This window comes from Mycobacterium shottsii (assembly GCF_010728525.1).
Lineage (GTDB): Bacteria > Actinomycetota > Actinomycetes > Mycobacteriales > Mycobacteriaceae > Mycobacterium > Mycobacterium marinum.
In genome coordinates this window covers 2,908,232-2,924,863 of the sequence record NZ_AP022572.1, presented here as the reverse complement: position 1 = coordinate 2,924,863, position 16,632 = coordinate 2,908,232, and the positions used below count along the sequence as shown (strand labels likewise).

Here is a 16,632-nt window from a genome sequence, read left to right as displayed (position 1 = left end):
CCCGCCACTGCCGCATCTACTCCCAGAACCGCAGCTTGCTCACCAGCCGGCCCCGATGCTTGGGATGGCGCGCATCGACAACCTGCGTGACCGCCTCGAGGGCGGTCTTCACCTGCTCGGCGTTTTCCTTCGTGGCGGTGCACAGGTAGCGGTTGAGGGCATCACAGAGCACCGTGAGCGCCGAAGCCAACACCGGATCGGTTGCCCGGTCGCGATGGACGGTCAACGCCGACCAAACGTCGTCGAGTTCCGGGTCGAGTTCGGCGCCGTCGCTACCGATGCCCATCTCCACCCGCCGCAGCAGATCCCGCAGCGAGGGCACCGGAGCAGACTCCGCGGTGGGCATCGGGGCGGCGGCCGGCAAGACCATCGGCGGTCCGGCGGCACCGCCGCGGGCAACGGCGGCGGCCGCCCCGACGAAGCCGCCAGTGACCGGCGCCCACCCAGACGGCAGCTCGACGGGCTGCATGACCTCGGCGATCGGCCCGGCCTCGGTCCGTTCGGGGTCGATGGCCACGAACGCGGTGAACCGCGACAACACCCCGAACCGGATGGAGTGCGCGACCAGCCGCTGTTCCAGCTCGTCGGTGCCGCGACCGCAGGCGTAGGCGTCCTCCAGATCACGGACCACCGAGCGAGCCCAGATCGTCTGTACCGCACGGGCATCCGTCACCGGCCTGGCGGTCACCGTCGCGGTGTAGTGACCGGTGGCCCCGTCGGCTTCCACGTGCAGCGCGGCGTCGGCGGCGGGCCCGCGATAGCGCCCGGAGATCACGCACGGCACGCCGGCGAAGGCGTCGGGAACCCGGTCTGGGGTGACGGTGTCCTCGATGGCCTCGAATCCTTCGGCGCGCACCCTGATCGAGGTCAGCGCCGGGCGCCCGATGGTGCGAGCCAGTCGGGCCATCACCTCGTCCAGGCGGTCTTCGGACTCGACCAGCTCGGCTCGACCGCTGCCCAATCCCGCCAGCCGCTCCAGGAAGCCGGCGTTGACGGCACGGTCGACACACACGCAGTAGATCCGGGTTCGCCCCACCACGGGCGCCAGCGACCGCAACAGGTGGTCTTCCCCGCTGATCTGGCCATCGGTCACCAAGACCACGCTGGCCTTCCGGTCTTCGCCGGAGTCGGCGAGCATCTCGACGACTTTGGTAAGGGGGTGCGCCATGACGGTGCCGCCGCGGCTGCGCAACGAACCCAGCCACGAGGACGCGGCGAACCGGTTGCGGTCACTGGCTGGCACCAGCCCATCCGGCATCGCCGGCGGCGTTTCGATCCGGTCGCCGAAGGCCAGCACACAAAACCGGTCACCGGCATCGAGCATGTCGACGATGCGCCCGGCCGCGCGCCGGGCGGCGACCATCTTCCAGCCGCCCATCGATCCGGAGCGATCCAGCACCACCACCACATCGCGCGGCGCGCTGGACGGTTCGGCCGGCGGCACCAGGGTCAGCGACCAGGTGCCTTCTTCGGCATTGGCAGCATCGGCACCGGCCGCGTCCGCAACCAGCAGCGCCGACGACGACAGCTGGCCCTGGTCCAGGCGGAAACGCAGCACGAAATCGCGGTCGGCCCGCGCGCCCGACTCGACGCGCAGCCGGGCCAGGCCGTCGGCCGCGGGCGCCAGCACGGCGGTCGGCAGCGAGGCCCGCAGGTCCGAGACGGGCAGGCCGGCACCGTCCACCGATAGGGAGATCTGCAGATCGGGACGCTCGTCGGCGTCGGTGAGCAGCGGCGGCGTCACCCGTGATGCGTCCGGTACGGCATCGGTATCGCGGGCCACCCCGGAACCGGTCTGGTCCCCGCCCACCGGGTGGCCGGTGGTGTAGCGCGGCGCGGCCACAAGCGGGAATCGGTAGGTGGCCTCGCCGTCCTCGAAGGCCAGCGGGCCGGTCAGGCACATCTCGATGGTGGCCTGCTCGCCCGGCCCGAGATTGCCGACCCGCACCGAAAAGACATCCGGGCGGTCCTCTTCCACGATCGCCGCGCGCTGCCCGGCGGCCAGCGCCTGCTCGTAGTCTTCGCGCGCCTGACCGCGTTCCTCGAGGACGCCGACCACGCGCCGTCCCGCCAGGTCGGCGACAAAGTCGGTGGCACCCGCGCGCGCCGGCAGCGGGAACACATAGGTGGCCTCGATCGCGGTGTCGCCGGTGTTCACGAAGCGCTGGCGCACGGTTGACGTCGCGGTCATACCGACCACGGCGGTCTGCACACTCACCGCCTGTAGTGGCAGCCGGCGGCCATCGGCCGCGCTGAGCTCACCGCAGGTGGGTGCACCCGTAGCTGCGGGCGCTGCGGGTTCGGAGGTGATCAGTGGCAGTAACTCAACGCTCATGGCGAATCCTTTCCTGGGCGTCGTTGGTGGCACCGTCGGCGCCGTTGGTGGTGGCGGTGAGCAGATCCAGCAGCGGAGCGGCCGCGCGACGCAGACTGTCCAACTCGGGCAACGAGTACGCATGGCCGTCGATCAGCAATGTGACGGTGTCGGAGAGCCGGATGGCCCGCAGATCGGTGACGCTCGGATGCTCGGCCGACCCGTCGGCGACGGCTTGGGTGGCGATGGGTTCGGGGACCTCTCGCCAGAATCGGCCGGCGGCGCGGCTGGACTCGGTGGTTGTCTTCAGGTCGCACAGGCCGGGCGGCATCGCGCTGGGCGGGATCGCCGCCAGCGATTCCAGCTCCGCCGGTGACAGCGCCTCCAGCCGCTCGGCGATCTCCCCGAGCGACAGGCCCTGGCCCTGCAGCCGTTTGATGGCCACCAGCCGCAACAGATGAGTCCGGCCATAGGTGAGCGCGCGTCCACGGGTTCCGGGACGGGGCAGCAACCCGCGTGCGGTGTAGTAGCGGATCATCCGTTCCGCCGGTATCGGCTTGGCCTGGCGATTGTCGGGCACGGCGCCAGATGCCTGCACGGCCAAGCCAGCCGCCGCGGCGAATTCGGAGAGAGTCAGTAGCGATTCCATAGTTATTTGACAGTGTCATACCATTTTCTGACACTGTCAAATAACTATTTATAACTTCCGTCACACCTGTAACAGCGCGGCTCCCCCGGATCGAGGCGGCGATCGCCTAACCTGCACAACGATGTACCTATTACGCGCCGCATCGTGCCTGGCCGCAGCCGTTTTCATGGCGGCCGGGCCGGCTGTGGTCGGCATGCCCGCCGCCCTGCCGTCGGCGTCGGCCGAGCCCAATGCCGAAGCGAACAGCGGAGCCCAGGAGTGCCCGTATCGGGTCACCACCCCGCCCGCGGTGGACTCGTCGGAGGTCCCCCAGGCCGGCGAACCTCCCCTGCCGCTAGCGGTGCCCTCGGCGCCGGTCGGCGGCAACGCGCTGGGAGGCTGCGGGATCATTGCGGCGCCGGACACCCCGCCGGTACCCGGCGATGTCTCCGCCGAAGCCTGGCTGGTGGGAGATTTGGATAGCGGCGCCATCATCGCCGCCCGCGATCCGCACGCCCGGCACCGCCCGGCCAGCATCATCAAGGTCCTGGTCGCGATGGTCTCCATCAAGGAGCTGAACCAGAACAAGGCCGTGCCCGGAACCAACGACGACTCGGCGGCCGAAGGCACCAAGGTCGGCGTCAACGCCGGCGGCATGTACACCGTCAACCAGTTGCTGCACGGTCTGCTGATGCATTCGGGCAACGACGCCGCACACGCACTGGCCATCCAACTCGGCGGCATGCAGACGGCGCTGGAAAAGATCAACATGCTGGCCGCCAAGCTGGGTGGCCGCGACACCCGCGTCGCCACCCCATCAGGCCTGGACGGGCCCGGCATGAGCACCTCGGCCTATGACATCGGCCTGTTCTACCGCTACGCCTGGCAGAACCCGATCTTCGCCGACATCGTCGCGACCCGCACCTTTGACTTCCCCGGCCATGGCGAACATCCCGGCTACGAGCTGGAGAACGACAACCACCTGCTGTACAACTACCCGGGCGCGCTGGGCGGCAAGACCGGCTACACCGATGACGCCGGCCAGACCTTCGTCGGTGCGGCAAACCACAACGGCCGGCGCCTGTTCGCGGTGCTGCTACACGGAACTCGCCAGCCGATCGCCCCCTGGGAACAGGCCGCGCACCTGCTGGACTACGGGTTCAGCACCGCCCAGGGCACCCAGATCGGTTCGCTGATCGAACCCGATCCCAGCCTGGTGGCCCCCAAGGAAACTCCCGAAGCGCGCCGCCTCGCCGACGCTAAGGCCGCCGGGCTGGTGTCATCGGCCGACGCCCTGCCGGTGCGAGTCGGTGTCGCGGTGATCGGTGCCATCATCGTGTTCGGTTTGATGCTGGTCGCGCGCTCGCTGAACAACCGGCCGCAGCACTGAAATTCACGGCCGACGGGTTGTTGATTAGCCGCGGCTGCTGTGTCACGGTATCGGGATGACTGCCCTTTGCGAGGATGCCGGCTCAAGCCGGGATGGCGAAGCAATCCGCACCGGCCGCCGCCAATTCGGCTTTGCTTTCACCGATCCGGGCAGCGTTGCTGAGCCGCCCACGGTCCAGGCCACAGCCGGCTGAGCACGGACGTGCAACGGAGCATCCTGGTCGCGCTGACCGCGGCCAGCGTCGGGCTCATCTACGGATACGACCTATCCATCATCGCCGGCGCGCAGCTGTTCATCACCGAAGAATTCGGCCTGAGCACCCACCAGCAGGAGCTGCTGACCACGATGGTGGTGATCGGTCAGATCGTGGGAGCGCTGGGCGCCGGCGTACTGGCCAATGCGATCGGGCGCAAAAAGTCTGTGGTGATGCTGCTCGTCGCCTACACGATGTTCGCGGTGCTGGGCTCGCTGTCGGTGTCGCTACCGATGCTGTTGGCGGCGCGCTTCTTGCTGGGTCTGGCCGTCGGCGTCTCGATTGTCGTGGTGCCGGTCTATGTCGCGGAATCCGCTCCGGCCGCGGTGCGCGGATCGCTGCTCACGGTCTACCAACTCACCACCGTCAGCGGACTCATCGTCGGCTATCTCACCGGGTACCTGCTGGCCGGTACGCACAGCTGGCGCTGGATGCTGGGACTGGCCACCGTCCCCGCAATGCTGTTGCTGCCCTTGTTGATCCGCATGCCCGATACGCCCCGGTGGTATGTGATGAAGGGCCGCATCCAGGAGGCCCGCGCGGCGCTGCTGCGGGTGGACCCCGCCGCCGATGTGGAGGAAGAACTGGCCGAGATCGGCACCGCGTTGAGTGAAGGTAGCGGCGGCGTGTCCGAAATGCTGCGACCGCCCTTTCTGCGGGCCACCATCTTTGTGATCACGCTGGGCTTCTTGATCCAGATCACCGGGATCAACGCCATCATCTACTACAGTCCGCGGATCTTCGAAGCCATGGGCTTCACTGGCGATTTCGCCCTCCTGGGATTGCCGGCGCTGGTTCAGATCGCCGGTGTGGCGGCCGTGATCACCTCCCTGCTGCTGGTGGACCGCGTGGGCCGTCGGCCAATCCTGTTGTCGGGCATCGCCATCATGATCGTTGCCGACGTCGCGCTGATGGCCGTGTTCGCCCGCGGACTGGGCGGAGCGGTGCTGGGGTTCGCCGCCATAGTGCTGTTCATCATCGGCTACACGATGGGCTTTGGCTCCCTGGGCTGGGTATACGCCAGCGAAAGCTTCCCCACCCGGCTACGTTCCATCGGGTCGAGCACCATGCTGACCGCCAACCTCATCGCGAATGCGATCGTTGCCGCCGTCTTCCTCACCATGTTGCATTCGCTCGGCGGTTCGGGAGCGTTCGCCGTATTCGGGGTGCTCGCGCTGGTGGCCTTCGGCGTCGTCTACCGCTACGCCCCGGAAACCAAGGGCCGCCAGCTCGAGGAGATTCGGCACTTCTGGGAGAACGGCGGACGCTGGCCGGAGAAGCTGACGGAAGCTCCGTGACCCTCATCTGTGCCGGGTCTGTGGTCATCGACGGAGAACTTTGCCAACCCGGCTGGATACAGACGGCGGGCCACAAAATCGCGGATTGCGGCACCGGCACAGTGCCTTTGGCCGACTTCGATTTCCCGGATTCGATCGTGGTGCCGGGGTTCGTCGACATCCACGTGCACGGCGGAGCGGGCGCGTCGTTCGCCGACGTCGACGCCGTTGGCCGGGCCTTTTTTCAAGCCAGCGAGTTTCACCTGCGCCACGGCACCACGACCATGCTGGCCAGTCTGGTCACCGCCGCACCCGCGCAACTGCTTTCGGCGGTAGCCAGGCTGGCCGAAGCCATCAGCTCAGGCCGCTCGGGCACCATCGCAGGCATTCATCTGGAGGGCCCTTGGCTGAGCCCCGCACGGTGCGGCGCACACGACCACACCCAAGTGCGTGCACCGGACCCCGCCGAAATCGATGCGCTGCTGGCGGCCGCCAACGGCACCATCCGCATGGTGACGCTGGCCCCGGAATTGCCCGGATCCGCCGACACGATAAGGCGCTTCTTGGCCGCCGATGTGGTGGTGGCCCTCGGGCACACCGATGCGACCTACGAGCAGACCTGCCAGGCCATCGGCCACGGTGCCACCGTCGCCACTCACCTGTTCAACGCGATAGCGCCCCTGGGCCACCGCGAGCCCGGGCCCGCCCTGGCATTGCTGAAGGACCCGGCGGTGACGCTCGAATTGATCGCCGACGGGGTACACGTCCATCCCGCCGTGGTGGCGGCCGTGATCGAGGCCGTCGGCCCCGACCGGGTCGCATTGGTCACCGACGCGATAGCCGCGGCCGGATGTGGCGATGGCACATATCGTCTGGGATCGGTGCCGATTGAGGTCGAGTCGAACGTGGCGCGGGTGCGTGGCACATCGACGATCGCGGGCAGCACGGCCACCATGGACCGGCTCTTTCGCGCCGCATTTCGGGCTGGGGCGGGGGCCGCACTCGATGCCGGGGCGCTGGCCGCCGCGGTGCAGATGACCTCGGCGACCCCGGCGCGTGCCGTCGGGCTGGCGCGACGGGGCAGCCTGCGGGCCGGCTTTGACGCCAATCTCGTTGTGCTCGATCGCGATCTGCGCGTGGCCGCGGTGATGGCCAACGGCGAGTGGCAGGCCGTCGACGACTAGCGGCGCCGGCGGAACAGCCGCGATATCGTCAGCGCTCCAACGGCGCCCGCGATCAGCGCGGCCACCGTCTGCCGCACCCCCAGGCCTTCCTCGACCTGTATGCGCGGGCTGATGATCGCGGGGCCGGGTGGCTCAATATGTTCGGAATGTGGATCTTTGGTGGCCGCCCACGCGGTGGCAAAGAGCACCAGATAGGCGGTGACATTGGCAAACACCATCAACCCCAACACCGGCCCGAATGCGGCGCCGGCCGGGCTGCGCAGCACCGTTCGCAGGTAGATCGACGCCACCTGTTTGAACAGTTCGAATCCGATGGCGGCCATCAGACCGGCCTGCATCGAGGTACCCAGACGGCCCGGCTGCCGCGGCAGCCGGGCGATCATCCAGGTGAACATCAACCAAGCCACCAGCACCGATATCAGTATCGAAATCAGTCGGAAGACCAGGTTGAAGATCGGGAGCTCAGGTATCCCAAACAAGCTCAGCACAGTGGCCATCGGCCTGAGGTGGCCCAGTGCGGTGAGCGCGATGGTCAGCATGGTCACCAGGAATGTGCCGATCATCGCGGTCAGATCGGAGAGCTTGGTGCGCACGTAGCCCACCCGATGGACCGGATGAGCCCACATCTCACTGAGTGCCACCCGCAGGTGCGACATCCAGGTCAAGCCCGCCCATGACGCGGTGGCCAGGCCGATCAGGCCGACGGATGCCCGCGCATCGATCGCCGAATTCATCAGCCCGACCAGCTGTTGGCTCAAGGCCCCTGAGACCGACTCCCGGATCTTGCCGTCAATCGTCTTGAGCAGGTCGGGATGGCTGGCCAGCACGAAGCCGAATACGGCGAAACCGACCATCAGCAAAGGAAACAACGCGAAAATCGTGTAGTAGGTCAGACCTCCGGCGAAGAAGCCGCCGCGCTGCTCATTGAATCGCTTGGCGGCGCGCATCGCGTGGTCGAACCACCCATACCGGGCTCGCAGCCTATCCAAAGTTCCTGGTTTGGCCGGCTCAGTCGTCGTGGTCAAACACTTACCCCCGTTGCGGAAGAAAACCCAACCGATCGTAGACACGCTGCACGGTCTTGCTCGCGATGTCGTGGGCCCGTTCGGCTCCTGCTGCGAGCACCGTCTCGAGTTCGCTGAGATCGGCAGTGAGTTCGTCGACGCGGGCTTTGATCGGGCTGACGTAGGCGACGACGGCCTCGGCGGTGTCCTTTTTCAGATCGCCGTAGCCCCGTCCCGCGTAGCCGTCCACCAGGGTGTCGATACTGACGCCGCTGACCGCGGACTGAATGCTCAGCAGGTTCGAAACGCCGGGTTTGGCCTCGGGGTCGTAGCGGATTTCGCGTTCGCTGTCGGTCATCGCCGAGCGAATCTTCTTGGCCGACACCGCCGGCGCGTCGAGCAGGCTGATCAACCCGGCGTCGGTGCTGGCCGACTTGCTCATCTTCGACGCCGGATCCTGCAGGTCGTAGATCTTGGCGGTGATCTTGGGGATGAGGACGTCGGGTACCACGAAGGTGTCCGGGAAGCGCCCGTTGAACCGCTGCGCGATGTCGCGCGCCAGTTCCAGGTGCTGACGTTGGTCCTCCCCCACCGGCACCAGCTCCGCGTCGTAGGCCAGCACATCAGCGGCCTGCAGCACCGGGTAGGTGAACAGGCCGACCGTCGCGGAATCGGCGCCCTGGCGCGTCGACTTGTCTTTGAACTGCGTCATCCGAGACGCCTGTCCGAAACCGGTGAAGCAGCCCAGCACCCAGGCCAGCTGGCTGTGGGCCGGTACGTGGCTTTGCACAAAGATGGTGGCGCGAGCGGGATCGATACCCAGCGCCAGGTATTGCGCGGCGGTGACCAGCGTGCGGCGCCGCAGCGCCTCGGGATCCTGCGGGAGGGTGATCGCATGCAGGTCGACGACGCAGAAGAACGCGTCGTGGTCGTCCTGCAGCGCAACCCACTGGGTGACGGCGCCCAGCGCATTACCGAGATGAAGTGAGTCAGAAGTTGGCTGCACGCCGGAGAAAATCCGGCGGGATCCGGTCGGGGTGCTCATGGTGTCCCCGATCCTTTCATGCGCAAATTTCGGCGATTCGCAGACACTTGCGATACCGCCGGTACCACCTTGTACTGTCGGTGATATGAGACGTCTGCTTGGCCTTTCACCCTCGGCGCCGACCCGTGCGCCGATCCACTTGGGCTCAGGAGAACCGGTGCTGCTGCTGCACCCCTTCCTGCTGTCCCAGGCGGTGTGGGAGCAAGTGGCCCAGAGATTGGCCGACACCGGCCGCTACGAGGTGTTTGCCCCGACCATGGCCAGCCACAACGGCGGGCCGCGGGCCGGCACCTGGTTCCTGTCGTCGGCGGTGCTGGCCGATCACGTCGAGCGTCAGATGGACGAATTGGGCTGGGACAGCGCCCACATCGTCGGCAATTCACTGGGCGGCTGGGTCGCATTCGAACTCGAGCGCCGGGGACGTGCGCGCAGTGTCACCGGCATCGCACCCGCCGGTGGCTGGACGCGGTGGAGCCCGGCCAAGTTCGAGGTGATCATCAAGTTCGTCATGGGCATCCCGCTGTTGGCGCTGGCTTGGCTGCTCGGGCCGCGGGTGATGCGCCTGCCGTTTAGCCGCCGGTTGGCGACCTACGCGATCAGCGCGTCGCCCGACGGCGTCAGCGACGCCGAACTGCTCGGCTGCATCGATGACGTCGCGCACTGCCCCGCCTACCTTCAGCTGCTGGTCAAGGCGCTACTGCTGCACGGTCTGCGCGAGCTCGCCGAAAATGCCGTCCCGGCGCATCTGGTGATCTGCGGGAAGGACCGCATCATTCCCGCTCCCCGGTACAGCCGCCATTTCACCACCCATCTACCCGACGACCACCGGGTCACCTTGCTCGACAATGTGGGACACGTCCCGATGTTCGAGGCGCCGGCCCGCGTCACCGCGCTGATCAGCGGCTTCATCGAAGAGTGCTGCCCGCACCTGCGCTCCGCCGAACCGCCGGCCAGCTAGCCGTTGCGGGTCAGCCCAGCTTCTTCGCCAAATTCTCGGCGATCGCTTCGAGGAACTCCTCGCTGTTGAGCCAGGCCTGCTGGGGACCGATCAGGATCGCCAGATCCTTGGTCATCTTTCCGCTCTCCACGGTCTTGATGACGACGTCTTCCAGCGTCTGCGCGAATTGAACGACCTCGGGGGTGTTGTCCAGTTTGCCGCGGTGCGCCAGGCCACGCGTCCAGGCGAAGATCGAGGCGATCGGATTGGTGGAGGTCGGCTGGCCGGCCTGGTACTGGCGGTAGTGGCGCGTGACGGTGCCGTGGGCGGCCTCGGCCTACACCGTCTTGCCGTCGGCCGTCATCAGCACCGACGTCATCAGTCCCAGCCATCCGTAGCCCTGCGCCACCGTGTCTGACTGGACGTCGCCGTCGTAGTTCTTACAGGCCCAGACGTAGCCGCCCTCCCATTTGAGGCAGGCAGCGACCATGTCGTCGATCAAGCGATGCTCGTAGGTCAGGCCTTCGGCATCGAACCGCTCCTTGAACTCATCTTCGTAGATTCGCTGGAATTCGTCTTTGAACATGCCGTCATAGGCCTTCAGGATGGTGTTCTTGGTGGACAAGTACACCGGCCATTTGGCGTTTAGGCCATAGGAAAAAGACGCCCGAGCGAAGTCCTGAATGGATTTTCTGAAGTTGTACATGCCCATCACCACCCCGCCGTCCTCTGGGATGGACACCATTTCGTGCACGATCGGCTCGCTGCCGTCAGCGGGTGTGAACGTCAGCGTCACGGTGCCCGGCCGGTCGACTTTGAAGTTCGTCGCGCGGTATTGGTCGCCGAACGCGTGGCGGCCGATGACGATTGGCTTGGTCCAGCCCGGAACCAGCCGCGGAACGTTGGAAATCACGATGGGCTCACGGAAAATCTTGCCCCCCAATATGTTTCGGATCGTCCCGTTCGGCGACAGCCACATCTTCTTGAGGTTGAATTCCCGGACCCTGGCCTCGTCGGGGGTGATGGTCGCGCACTTGACGCCCACACCGTGCTTCTTGATCGCATACGCCGCGTCGATGGTCACCTGGTCGTCGGTGCGGTCCCGGTGCTCGATACCCAAGTCGTAGTAGAGCAGCTTCACGTCCAGATGCGGGAGAATCAGCCGGTCTTTGATGAGCTTCCAGATAACGCGAGTCATCTCGTCGCCGTCGAGTTCCACGACCGGGCCGCTGACCGTGATCTTGGGTTCACCAGACATCTGAGCCCAAATCCTCCCCCGCTGTGAGTTTGGGCGAGCGGTTGCTCATCAGCCCAGATTACAAGGGCGGTTCGCAGGCTCGGGGCATGCGACGGCGATGCCGCCCGCCCAGAGAGTTGGCACGAGCAAGCCGCGATACGGTAGGCTTCAGATCGGTCATGAGCGCCAGCGTCAAGCCCCGGCTTGCTGGCCGGCAACCCTCCAACCGCGGTGGGGTGCCCCGGGTGATGACCAGGTTGAGTAGCCACAGTCGGCTACACGGCAAGCGCGGGTCCGCCATGACGGGCCCCTGAGCAGACAGGGAAAGTAGCCTCATGAGCGCCGAAAACACCAGCACTGACGCAGATCCGACCGCGCATTGGTCATTTGAAACCAAGCAGATCCACGCCGGCCAGCAGCCCGATTCCGCCACCAACGCGCGGGCGCTGCCGATCTACCAAACCACCTCGTACACCTTCGAAAACACGGCGCAAGCTGCCGCTTTGTTCGGCCTGGAGGTTCCCGGCAACATCTACACGCGGCTGGGCAACCCCACTACCGATGTGGTCGAGCAGCGCATCGCCGCGCTCGAAGGTGGGGTCGCCGCGCTGTTCCTGTCCTCCGGTCAGGCGGCGGAAACCTTCGCCATCCTCAACCTGGCCGGCGCGGGCGATCACATCGTGTCCAGCCCCCGCCTCTACGGCGGCACCTACAACCTGTTCCATTACTCGCTAGCAAAGCTGGGGATCGAGGTCAGCTTCGTCGACGACCCCGACAACCTGGACTCGTGGCAGGCGGCGGTGCGGCCCAACACCAAGGCGTTTTTTGGTGAGACCATCTCCAACCCGCAGATCGACCTGCTGGACACCCCCGGGGTTGCTGAAGTCGCCCACCGCAACGGGATACCGCTGATCGTCGACAACACCATCGCCACGCCGTACCTGATTCGGCCGTTCACGCAGGGCGCCGACATCGTCGTGCACTCGGCCACCAAGTACCTGGGCGGGCACGGCGCCGCGATCGCGGGTGTGATCGTCGATGGCGGCACATTCGACTGGACGCAGGGCCGTTTTCCCGAATTCACCACACCGGACCCCAGCTACCACGGCGTGGTGTTTGCCGAGTTGGGCGCGCCGGCCTATGCCCTCAAGGCTCGCGTCCAGCTGCTGCGCGACTTGGGGTCGGCGGCCTCGCCGTTCAACGCCTTCCTGGTGGCCCAGGGCCTGGAAACCCTGAGCCTGCGGATCGAACGGCACGTTTCCAACGCGCAGCGCGTCGCAGAGTTCCTGGCCGACCGCGAGGATGTTGTCACGGTCAACTACGCCGGACTACCCGGTTCGCCGTGGCATGAGCGGGCAAAGAAGCTGTCCCCCAAGGGAACCGGGGCAGTGCTGTCGTTCGAGTTGGCCGGCGGCGTCGAGGCCGGTAAAGCATTCGTGAATGCGCTCAAACTGCACAGCCACGTCGCCAACATCGGCGATGTGCGCTCGCTGGTGATCCATCCGGCATCGACCACCCACGCCCAGCTGAGCCCGGCCGAGCAGCTGTCCACCGGCGTCAGTCCGGGACTGGTGCGTTTAGCAGTGGGCATCGAGGGTATAGAAGACATCCTGGCCGACCTGGAGCTCGGGTTCGCCGCGGCACGCAAGTTCAGCGGCGATTCACAGGCAGTAGCAGCCATCTGAGGAGCACCGACGTGACGATCTCCGACGTGCCCACCCAAACACTGCCCGCCGAAGGCGAAGTGCGCCTGGTCGATATCGGGTCACTGCGCCTGGAGAGCGGTGCGGTCATCGACAACGTCTGCATCGCGTTGCAGCGCTGGGGCGAGTTGTCCCCCACCCGCGACAACGTGGTGATGGTGTTGCACGCGCTCACCGGTGATTCGCACGTCACCGGCCCCGCCGGCCCCGGGCATTCCACCCCGGGCTGGTGGGACGGGATGGTCGGCCCGGGCGCGCCGATCGACACCAACCGTTGGTGCGCGGTAGCCACCAACGTGCTGGGTGGTTGCCGCGGCTCCACCGGCCCCAGCTCACTAGCCCGGGACGGAAAACCCTGGGGCTCGAGATTTCCCTTGATCTCGGTGCGCGACCAGGTGGAAGCCGACATGGCCGCCCTGGCGGCGCTGGGCATCACCCAGGTTGCCGCCGTGGTCGGCGGATCCATGGGCGGCGCCCGCGCGCTGGAGTGGATTGTCGGCCATCCCGATCGGGTGCGCTCGGCGCTGCTGCTGGCGGTGGGTGCGCGCGCCACCGCTGACCAGATCGGCACTCAGACAACGCAAATCGCAGCCATCAAGGCTGACCCGAATTGGCGAAACGGCGACTATCACGAGACCGGCTGCAAGCCCGAAGCCGGGCTGAAGGTCGCCCGCCGTTTCGCACACCTGACCTACCGTGGCGAGATCGAACTCGACAGCCGCTTCGCCAACGACGGTCAGGGCGGCGAGGATCCCGCGGACGGCGGGCGCTACGCGATCCAGAGCTACCTGGAACATCAGGGCGACAAGCTGCTGGCCCGCTTCGATGCCGGTAGCTATGTGATCCTGACCGAGGCTCTCAACAGACACGATGTCGGCCGCGGCAGGGACGGGATACATGCTGCGCTGCGGGGGTGCCCGGTCCCGGTGGTCGTCGGTGGCATCACCTCCGATCGCCTCTACCCACTTCGGTTGCAGCAGGAGCTGGCCGATCTGTTGCCCGGATGCGCCGGGCTGGAGGTCGTCGATTCCATCCGTGGCCACGACGGGTTTCTGGTGGAGTCCGAGGCCGTCGGTGAATTGATCCACAAGACACTGCGATTGTCCGAAGACCGAAGCTCGCGTCCATGGTGAGCGGGTCCGCCCAGGACCCATCGCTGTCGTTCGGTTCGGCGGCGGCCGCATACGAGCGGGGCCGCCCGTCTTATCCACCCGAAGCGATCGACTGGCTGCTGCCGGCAGGGGCGCGCGATGTTCTCGATCTTGGTGCGGGGACCGGCAAGTTGACGACCCGCCTGGTCGAACGCGGTCTCGATGTGGTCGCCGTAGACCCCATTCCCGAGATGCTCGAGGTGCTGCGCGCGTCGCTGCCGAGAACGCTGGCGCTGCTGGGTACCGCCGAAGAGATACCGTTGGAAGACAACAGCGTTGATGCCGTTCTGGTCGCCCAGGCCTGGCATTGGGTGGATCCGGCGCGGGCGATCCCCGAGGTGGCCCGGGTGCTGCGGCCCGGCGGCCGGCTGGGACTGGTGTGGAACACCCGCGACGAGCGGCTCGGTTGGGTACGCGAGTTGGGCCGGATCATCGGGCGCGACAGCGACCCGGTGCGCGACAAGGTCACGCTGCCCGAACCGTTCACGGGTGTGGCGCGCCATCACGTGGAGTGGACCAGTTACCTGACCCCGCAAGCGTTGATCGACTTGGTCGCATCGCGCAGCTACTGCATCACCTCACCGGCCGAGGTCCGCACCAAGACCCTCGATCAGGTGCGTGAGCTGTTGGCCACGCATCCGGCGCTGGCCAACTCGGCCGGTCTGGCATTGCCGTACGTCACGGTGTGCGTGAGCGCGACCCTGGCCGCCTAGGTCCTGTCTGCTAATTGCGGACGCGGTGGTAGGTGATGATGGCGGCCAGGGTGACACCGCCGAGGTAGGTCAGGGCGTATTTGTCGTAGCAGGTGGCGACCGCGCGCCAGTGTTTGAGCCGGTTGAAGCTTCGCTCGACGGTGTTGCGGTGCTTGTAGATTCGGCCTGAGAACCCCGGAGGCCGTCCTCCGTTGCGGCCTTTGGCTTTGCGGCGGGTGATCTGGTCGCTGCGCTCGGGGATGGTATGGGCGATCTTGAGCCGGCGCAGCTGTGCCCGCGTCGAGTCATGGGAGTACGCCTTGTCCGCCAGCAGGCGAAACGGGGCGTATGAGTTGCTGCACCGGGCGGCCAGCAATGGCCAAAGCATCGGATTATCACCGGCTTGACCGGCCGACAGTGCCAGGGTGACCGGACTGCACAGCTGGTCGGTCAAGGCGTGGATCTTGGTAGTCAGCCCGCCGCGGGAACGCCCAATGGCGTGGTCATCGGGCTCATCGAGATATTTCTTGTAATTCGACAGATCCCCCTGTGCGGCGCCCGGGGCGCTCCGGCTGCGTGTTGGTGGGCGCGCACACTGGTCGAATCGACCGACAACAGTGCGCCCAGGTCGGCGTCCTCGGCGTCGAGGTCAGAGGCGATCGCCGCGAAGATCCGCGCGTAGATGCCATCGACCGACCAGCGTAGATGCCTCTCGGCCACCGATTGCCAGGGACCGAAGTGCTCGGGCAGGTCACACCACGGAGATCCCGTACGGTAACGCCAGATAATGCCCTCCAGAGTACGTCGATGATCGTTCCACGGCCGGCCACGCCGCCGCCCCGCAGGCAACACCGCCACGATCAGCGACCACAAATCATCAGAAATCGCATGCGTCCGCATCACCCAAACAGCATCAGCCAAAACACCATTCACATTAAGCAGACACGCCCTAGCCAGGCAGCACCGACACGAAGATCCCGGCCGCCTCCTCCGGCCGGCCTCGCGACCAGCATGGGACTTTCGGCCCTCGTCAGGCAGCTGGTCTGCGCGATGAACTTGGTCGCAGTGGTCGACAAACCCGAGGAGGCAGCCATGTCGCTCGCAGCCCCTACCGGATACCGCACGATCGCGGTTGGGATCGCAACCGGGGCGCTGGGCGCCGCAATGCTGCTGGGCAGCGCGGCGATCGCCGTCGCCGATCCCCCACCCAACTGCACGACCGCCGACCTGGCCGGCATCTCCGCCGGCGTTGCCGCCGCGAACTCGACCTATCTGTTCACCCATCCCGATGTCAACGAATTCTTCACCGGGCTCAGGGGGCAGGAACGCGATGCAATGCGTGAGAACGTGCAGAATTACCTCAATGCCAACCCGAACGTGAAAGCCGACCTGGACGGCATCCGTCAGCCCGTGGTCGACTTCAAGGACCGGTGCCAGTAAGCCGAGTCGCCCGTCGTCGCGAGCCGGCGCCCCAGCCCGGCCCCGTCGGAAGGAAACCGCCATGCAACTCGGGCGCATCCATCTCTGCACCATCCTCGCGGCCGCCGCCGCTGGCGTGGCGGTGACCCTGGCCGCCTTTCCCACCAGCTCACCGCACATCCAACCGAGCTCGGCCCCGATCCATGAACTGCCCCTCGATGACCTCGGCATCCCGGGCGTGTCGGTGGACGTCGACGCCAAGGTGCCAAACCTCAACTCGGTCGAACAAGTCGTGCCCAACGTCAGCGTGCCGAACATCAACCTGCCCAACGTCAAGGTGAACCCGGGGCATGTCGGTCTGCCGGGGCGTGGGCGCTAGCGTCAGCGGAGTTCCCAAG

General features: G+C 66.5%; 13 protein-coding genes, 2 pseudogenes and 1 riboswitch. Of the genes and pseudogenes, 9 read left to right on the top strand and 6 right to left on the bottom strand.

All coding sequences use genetic code 11. The features are described from left to right. Positions 1 to 16 precede the first annotated feature (16 nt). Positions 17 to 2,335: a VIT domain-containing protein gene (locus tag G6N41_RS13650; protein ID WP_198967626.1), complete on the bottom strand. Its 2,319-nt coding sequence runs from the start codon at positions 2,333 to 2,335 to the stop codon at positions 17 to 19. Continuing rightward, positions 2,325 to 2,894, bottom strand: a complete 570-nt coding sequence (locus tag G6N41_RS13645) for a helix-turn-helix domain-containing protein (protein WP_231608960.1) — start codon at positions 2,892 to 2,894, stop codon at positions 2,325 to 2,327. Before G6N41_RS13645 ends, G6N41_RS13650 begins: the two co-directional genes overlap by 11 nt. Positions 2,895 to 3,084: 190 nt before the next feature. Here G6N41_RS13645 and G6N41_RS13640 point away from each other — a divergent pair, with 190 nt between their 5' ends. From G6N41_RS13640 to nagA, 3 genes are all read left to right on the top strand, one after another. Continuing rightward, entirely contained in the window at positions 3,085 to 4,332 is a 1,248-nt protein-coding gene (locus G6N41_RS13640) for a D-alanyl-D-alanine carboxypeptidase family protein (RefSeq protein WP_198967624.1), read from the top strand. 201 nt (positions 4,333 to 4,533) lie between these two features. Continuing rightward, on the top strand, positions 4,534 to 5,883 hold the full coding sequence (locus G6N41_RS13635) for a sugar porter family MFS transporter (protein ID WP_407663761.1): 1,350 nt from the start codon (positions 4,534 to 4,536) through the stop codon (positions 5,881 to 5,883). Then, positions 5,880 to 7,046, top strand: a complete 1,167-nt coding sequence (nagA, locus tag G6N41_RS13630; protein WP_198967623.1) for an N-acetylglucosamine-6-phosphate deacetylase — start codon at positions 5,880 to 5,882, stop codon at positions 7,044 to 7,046. Before G6N41_RS13635 ends, nagA begins: the two co-directional genes overlap by 4 nt. Here nagA and yhjD read toward each other — a convergent pair. Both yhjD and trpS read right to left on the bottom strand, forming a co-directional pair. After that, positions 7,043 to 8,071, bottom strand: a complete 1,029-nt coding sequence (gene yhjD, locus G6N41_RS13625; RefSeq protein ID WP_269469320.1) for an inner membrane protein YhjD — start codon at positions 8,069 to 8,071, stop codon at positions 7,043 to 7,045. The two genes, nagA and yhjD, sit on opposite strands and share 4 nt — an antisense overlap. A gap of 4 nt (positions 8,072 to 8,075) precedes the next feature. After that, on the bottom strand, positions 8,076 to 9,095 hold the full coding sequence (gene trpS / locus G6N41_RS13620; protein WP_198967621.1) for a tryptophan--tRNA ligase: 1,020 nt from the start codon (positions 9,093 to 9,095) through the stop codon (positions 8,076 to 8,078). 160 nt (positions 9,096 to 9,255) lie between these two features. On the opposite strand from trpS, the gene G6N41_RS13615 reads away from it, so the two are divergent. Beyond that, a complete protein-coding gene (locus G6N41_RS13615) occupies positions 9,256 to 10,053 on the top strand; it encodes an alpha/beta fold hydrolase (protein WP_198967860.1) in 798 nt (265 codons plus the stop codon). A 10-nt stretch (positions 10,054 to 10,063) separates the two neighbouring features. Here G6N41_RS13615 and G6N41_RS13610 read toward each other — a convergent pair. Continuing rightward, positions 10,064 to 11,290 (bottom strand): annotated as a pseudogene (locus tag G6N41_RS13610) (NADP-dependent isocitrate dehydrogenase). 154 nt (positions 11,291 to 11,444) lie between these two features. Continuing rightward, positions 11,445 to 11,564, top strand: a riboswitch (SAM riboswitch). A gap of 40 nt (positions 11,565 to 11,604) precedes the next feature. Here G6N41_RS13610 and G6N41_RS13605 point away from each other — a divergent pair. The 3 genes from G6N41_RS13605 to G6N41_RS13595 are packed head-to-tail and all read left to right on the top strand — an operon-like array spanning position 11,605 to position 14,836. Further along, positions 11,605 to 12,954, top strand: coding sequence for a bifunctional o-acetylhomoserine/o-acetylserine sulfhydrylase (locus tag G6N41_RS13605; RefSeq protein ID WP_198967620.1), 1,350 nt, complete (start codon positions 11,605 to 11,607; stop codon positions 12,952 to 12,954). A gap of 11 nt (positions 12,955 to 12,965) precedes the next feature. Continuing rightward, entirely contained in the window at positions 12,966 to 14,105 is a 1,140-nt protein-coding gene (gene metX / locus G6N41_RS13600) for a homoserine O-acetyltransferase MetX (protein ID WP_198967619.1), read from the top strand. Beyond that, positions 14,099 to 14,836, top strand: coding sequence for a class I SAM-dependent methyltransferase (locus G6N41_RS13595; RefSeq protein ID WP_407663759.1), 738 nt, complete (start codon positions 14,099 to 14,101; stop codon positions 14,834 to 14,836). Before metX ends, G6N41_RS13595 begins: the two co-directional genes overlap by 7 nt. Positions 14,837 to 14,846: 10 nt before the next feature. Here the strand turns inward: G6N41_RS13595 and G6N41_RS13590 are convergent. Then, positions 14,847 to 15,718: pseudogene (locus G6N41_RS13590) on the bottom strand (IS5 family transposase). Between the two features lie 189 nt (positions 15,719 to 15,907). Between G6N41_RS13590 and G6N41_RS13585 the strand changes: the two are divergent. Further along, positions 15,908 to 16,255: a heme-binding protein gene (locus G6N41_RS13585; protein WP_198967617.1), complete on the top strand. Its 348-nt coding sequence runs from the start codon at positions 15,908 to 15,910 to the stop codon at positions 16,253 to 16,255. Positions 16,256 to 16,316: 61 nt separating this feature from the next. Then, entirely contained in the window at positions 16,317 to 16,613 is a 297-nt protein-coding gene (locus G6N41_RS13580; RefSeq protein WP_020732051.1) for a hypothetical protein, read from the top strand. Positions 16,614 to 16,632: the final 19 nt, after the last annotated feature.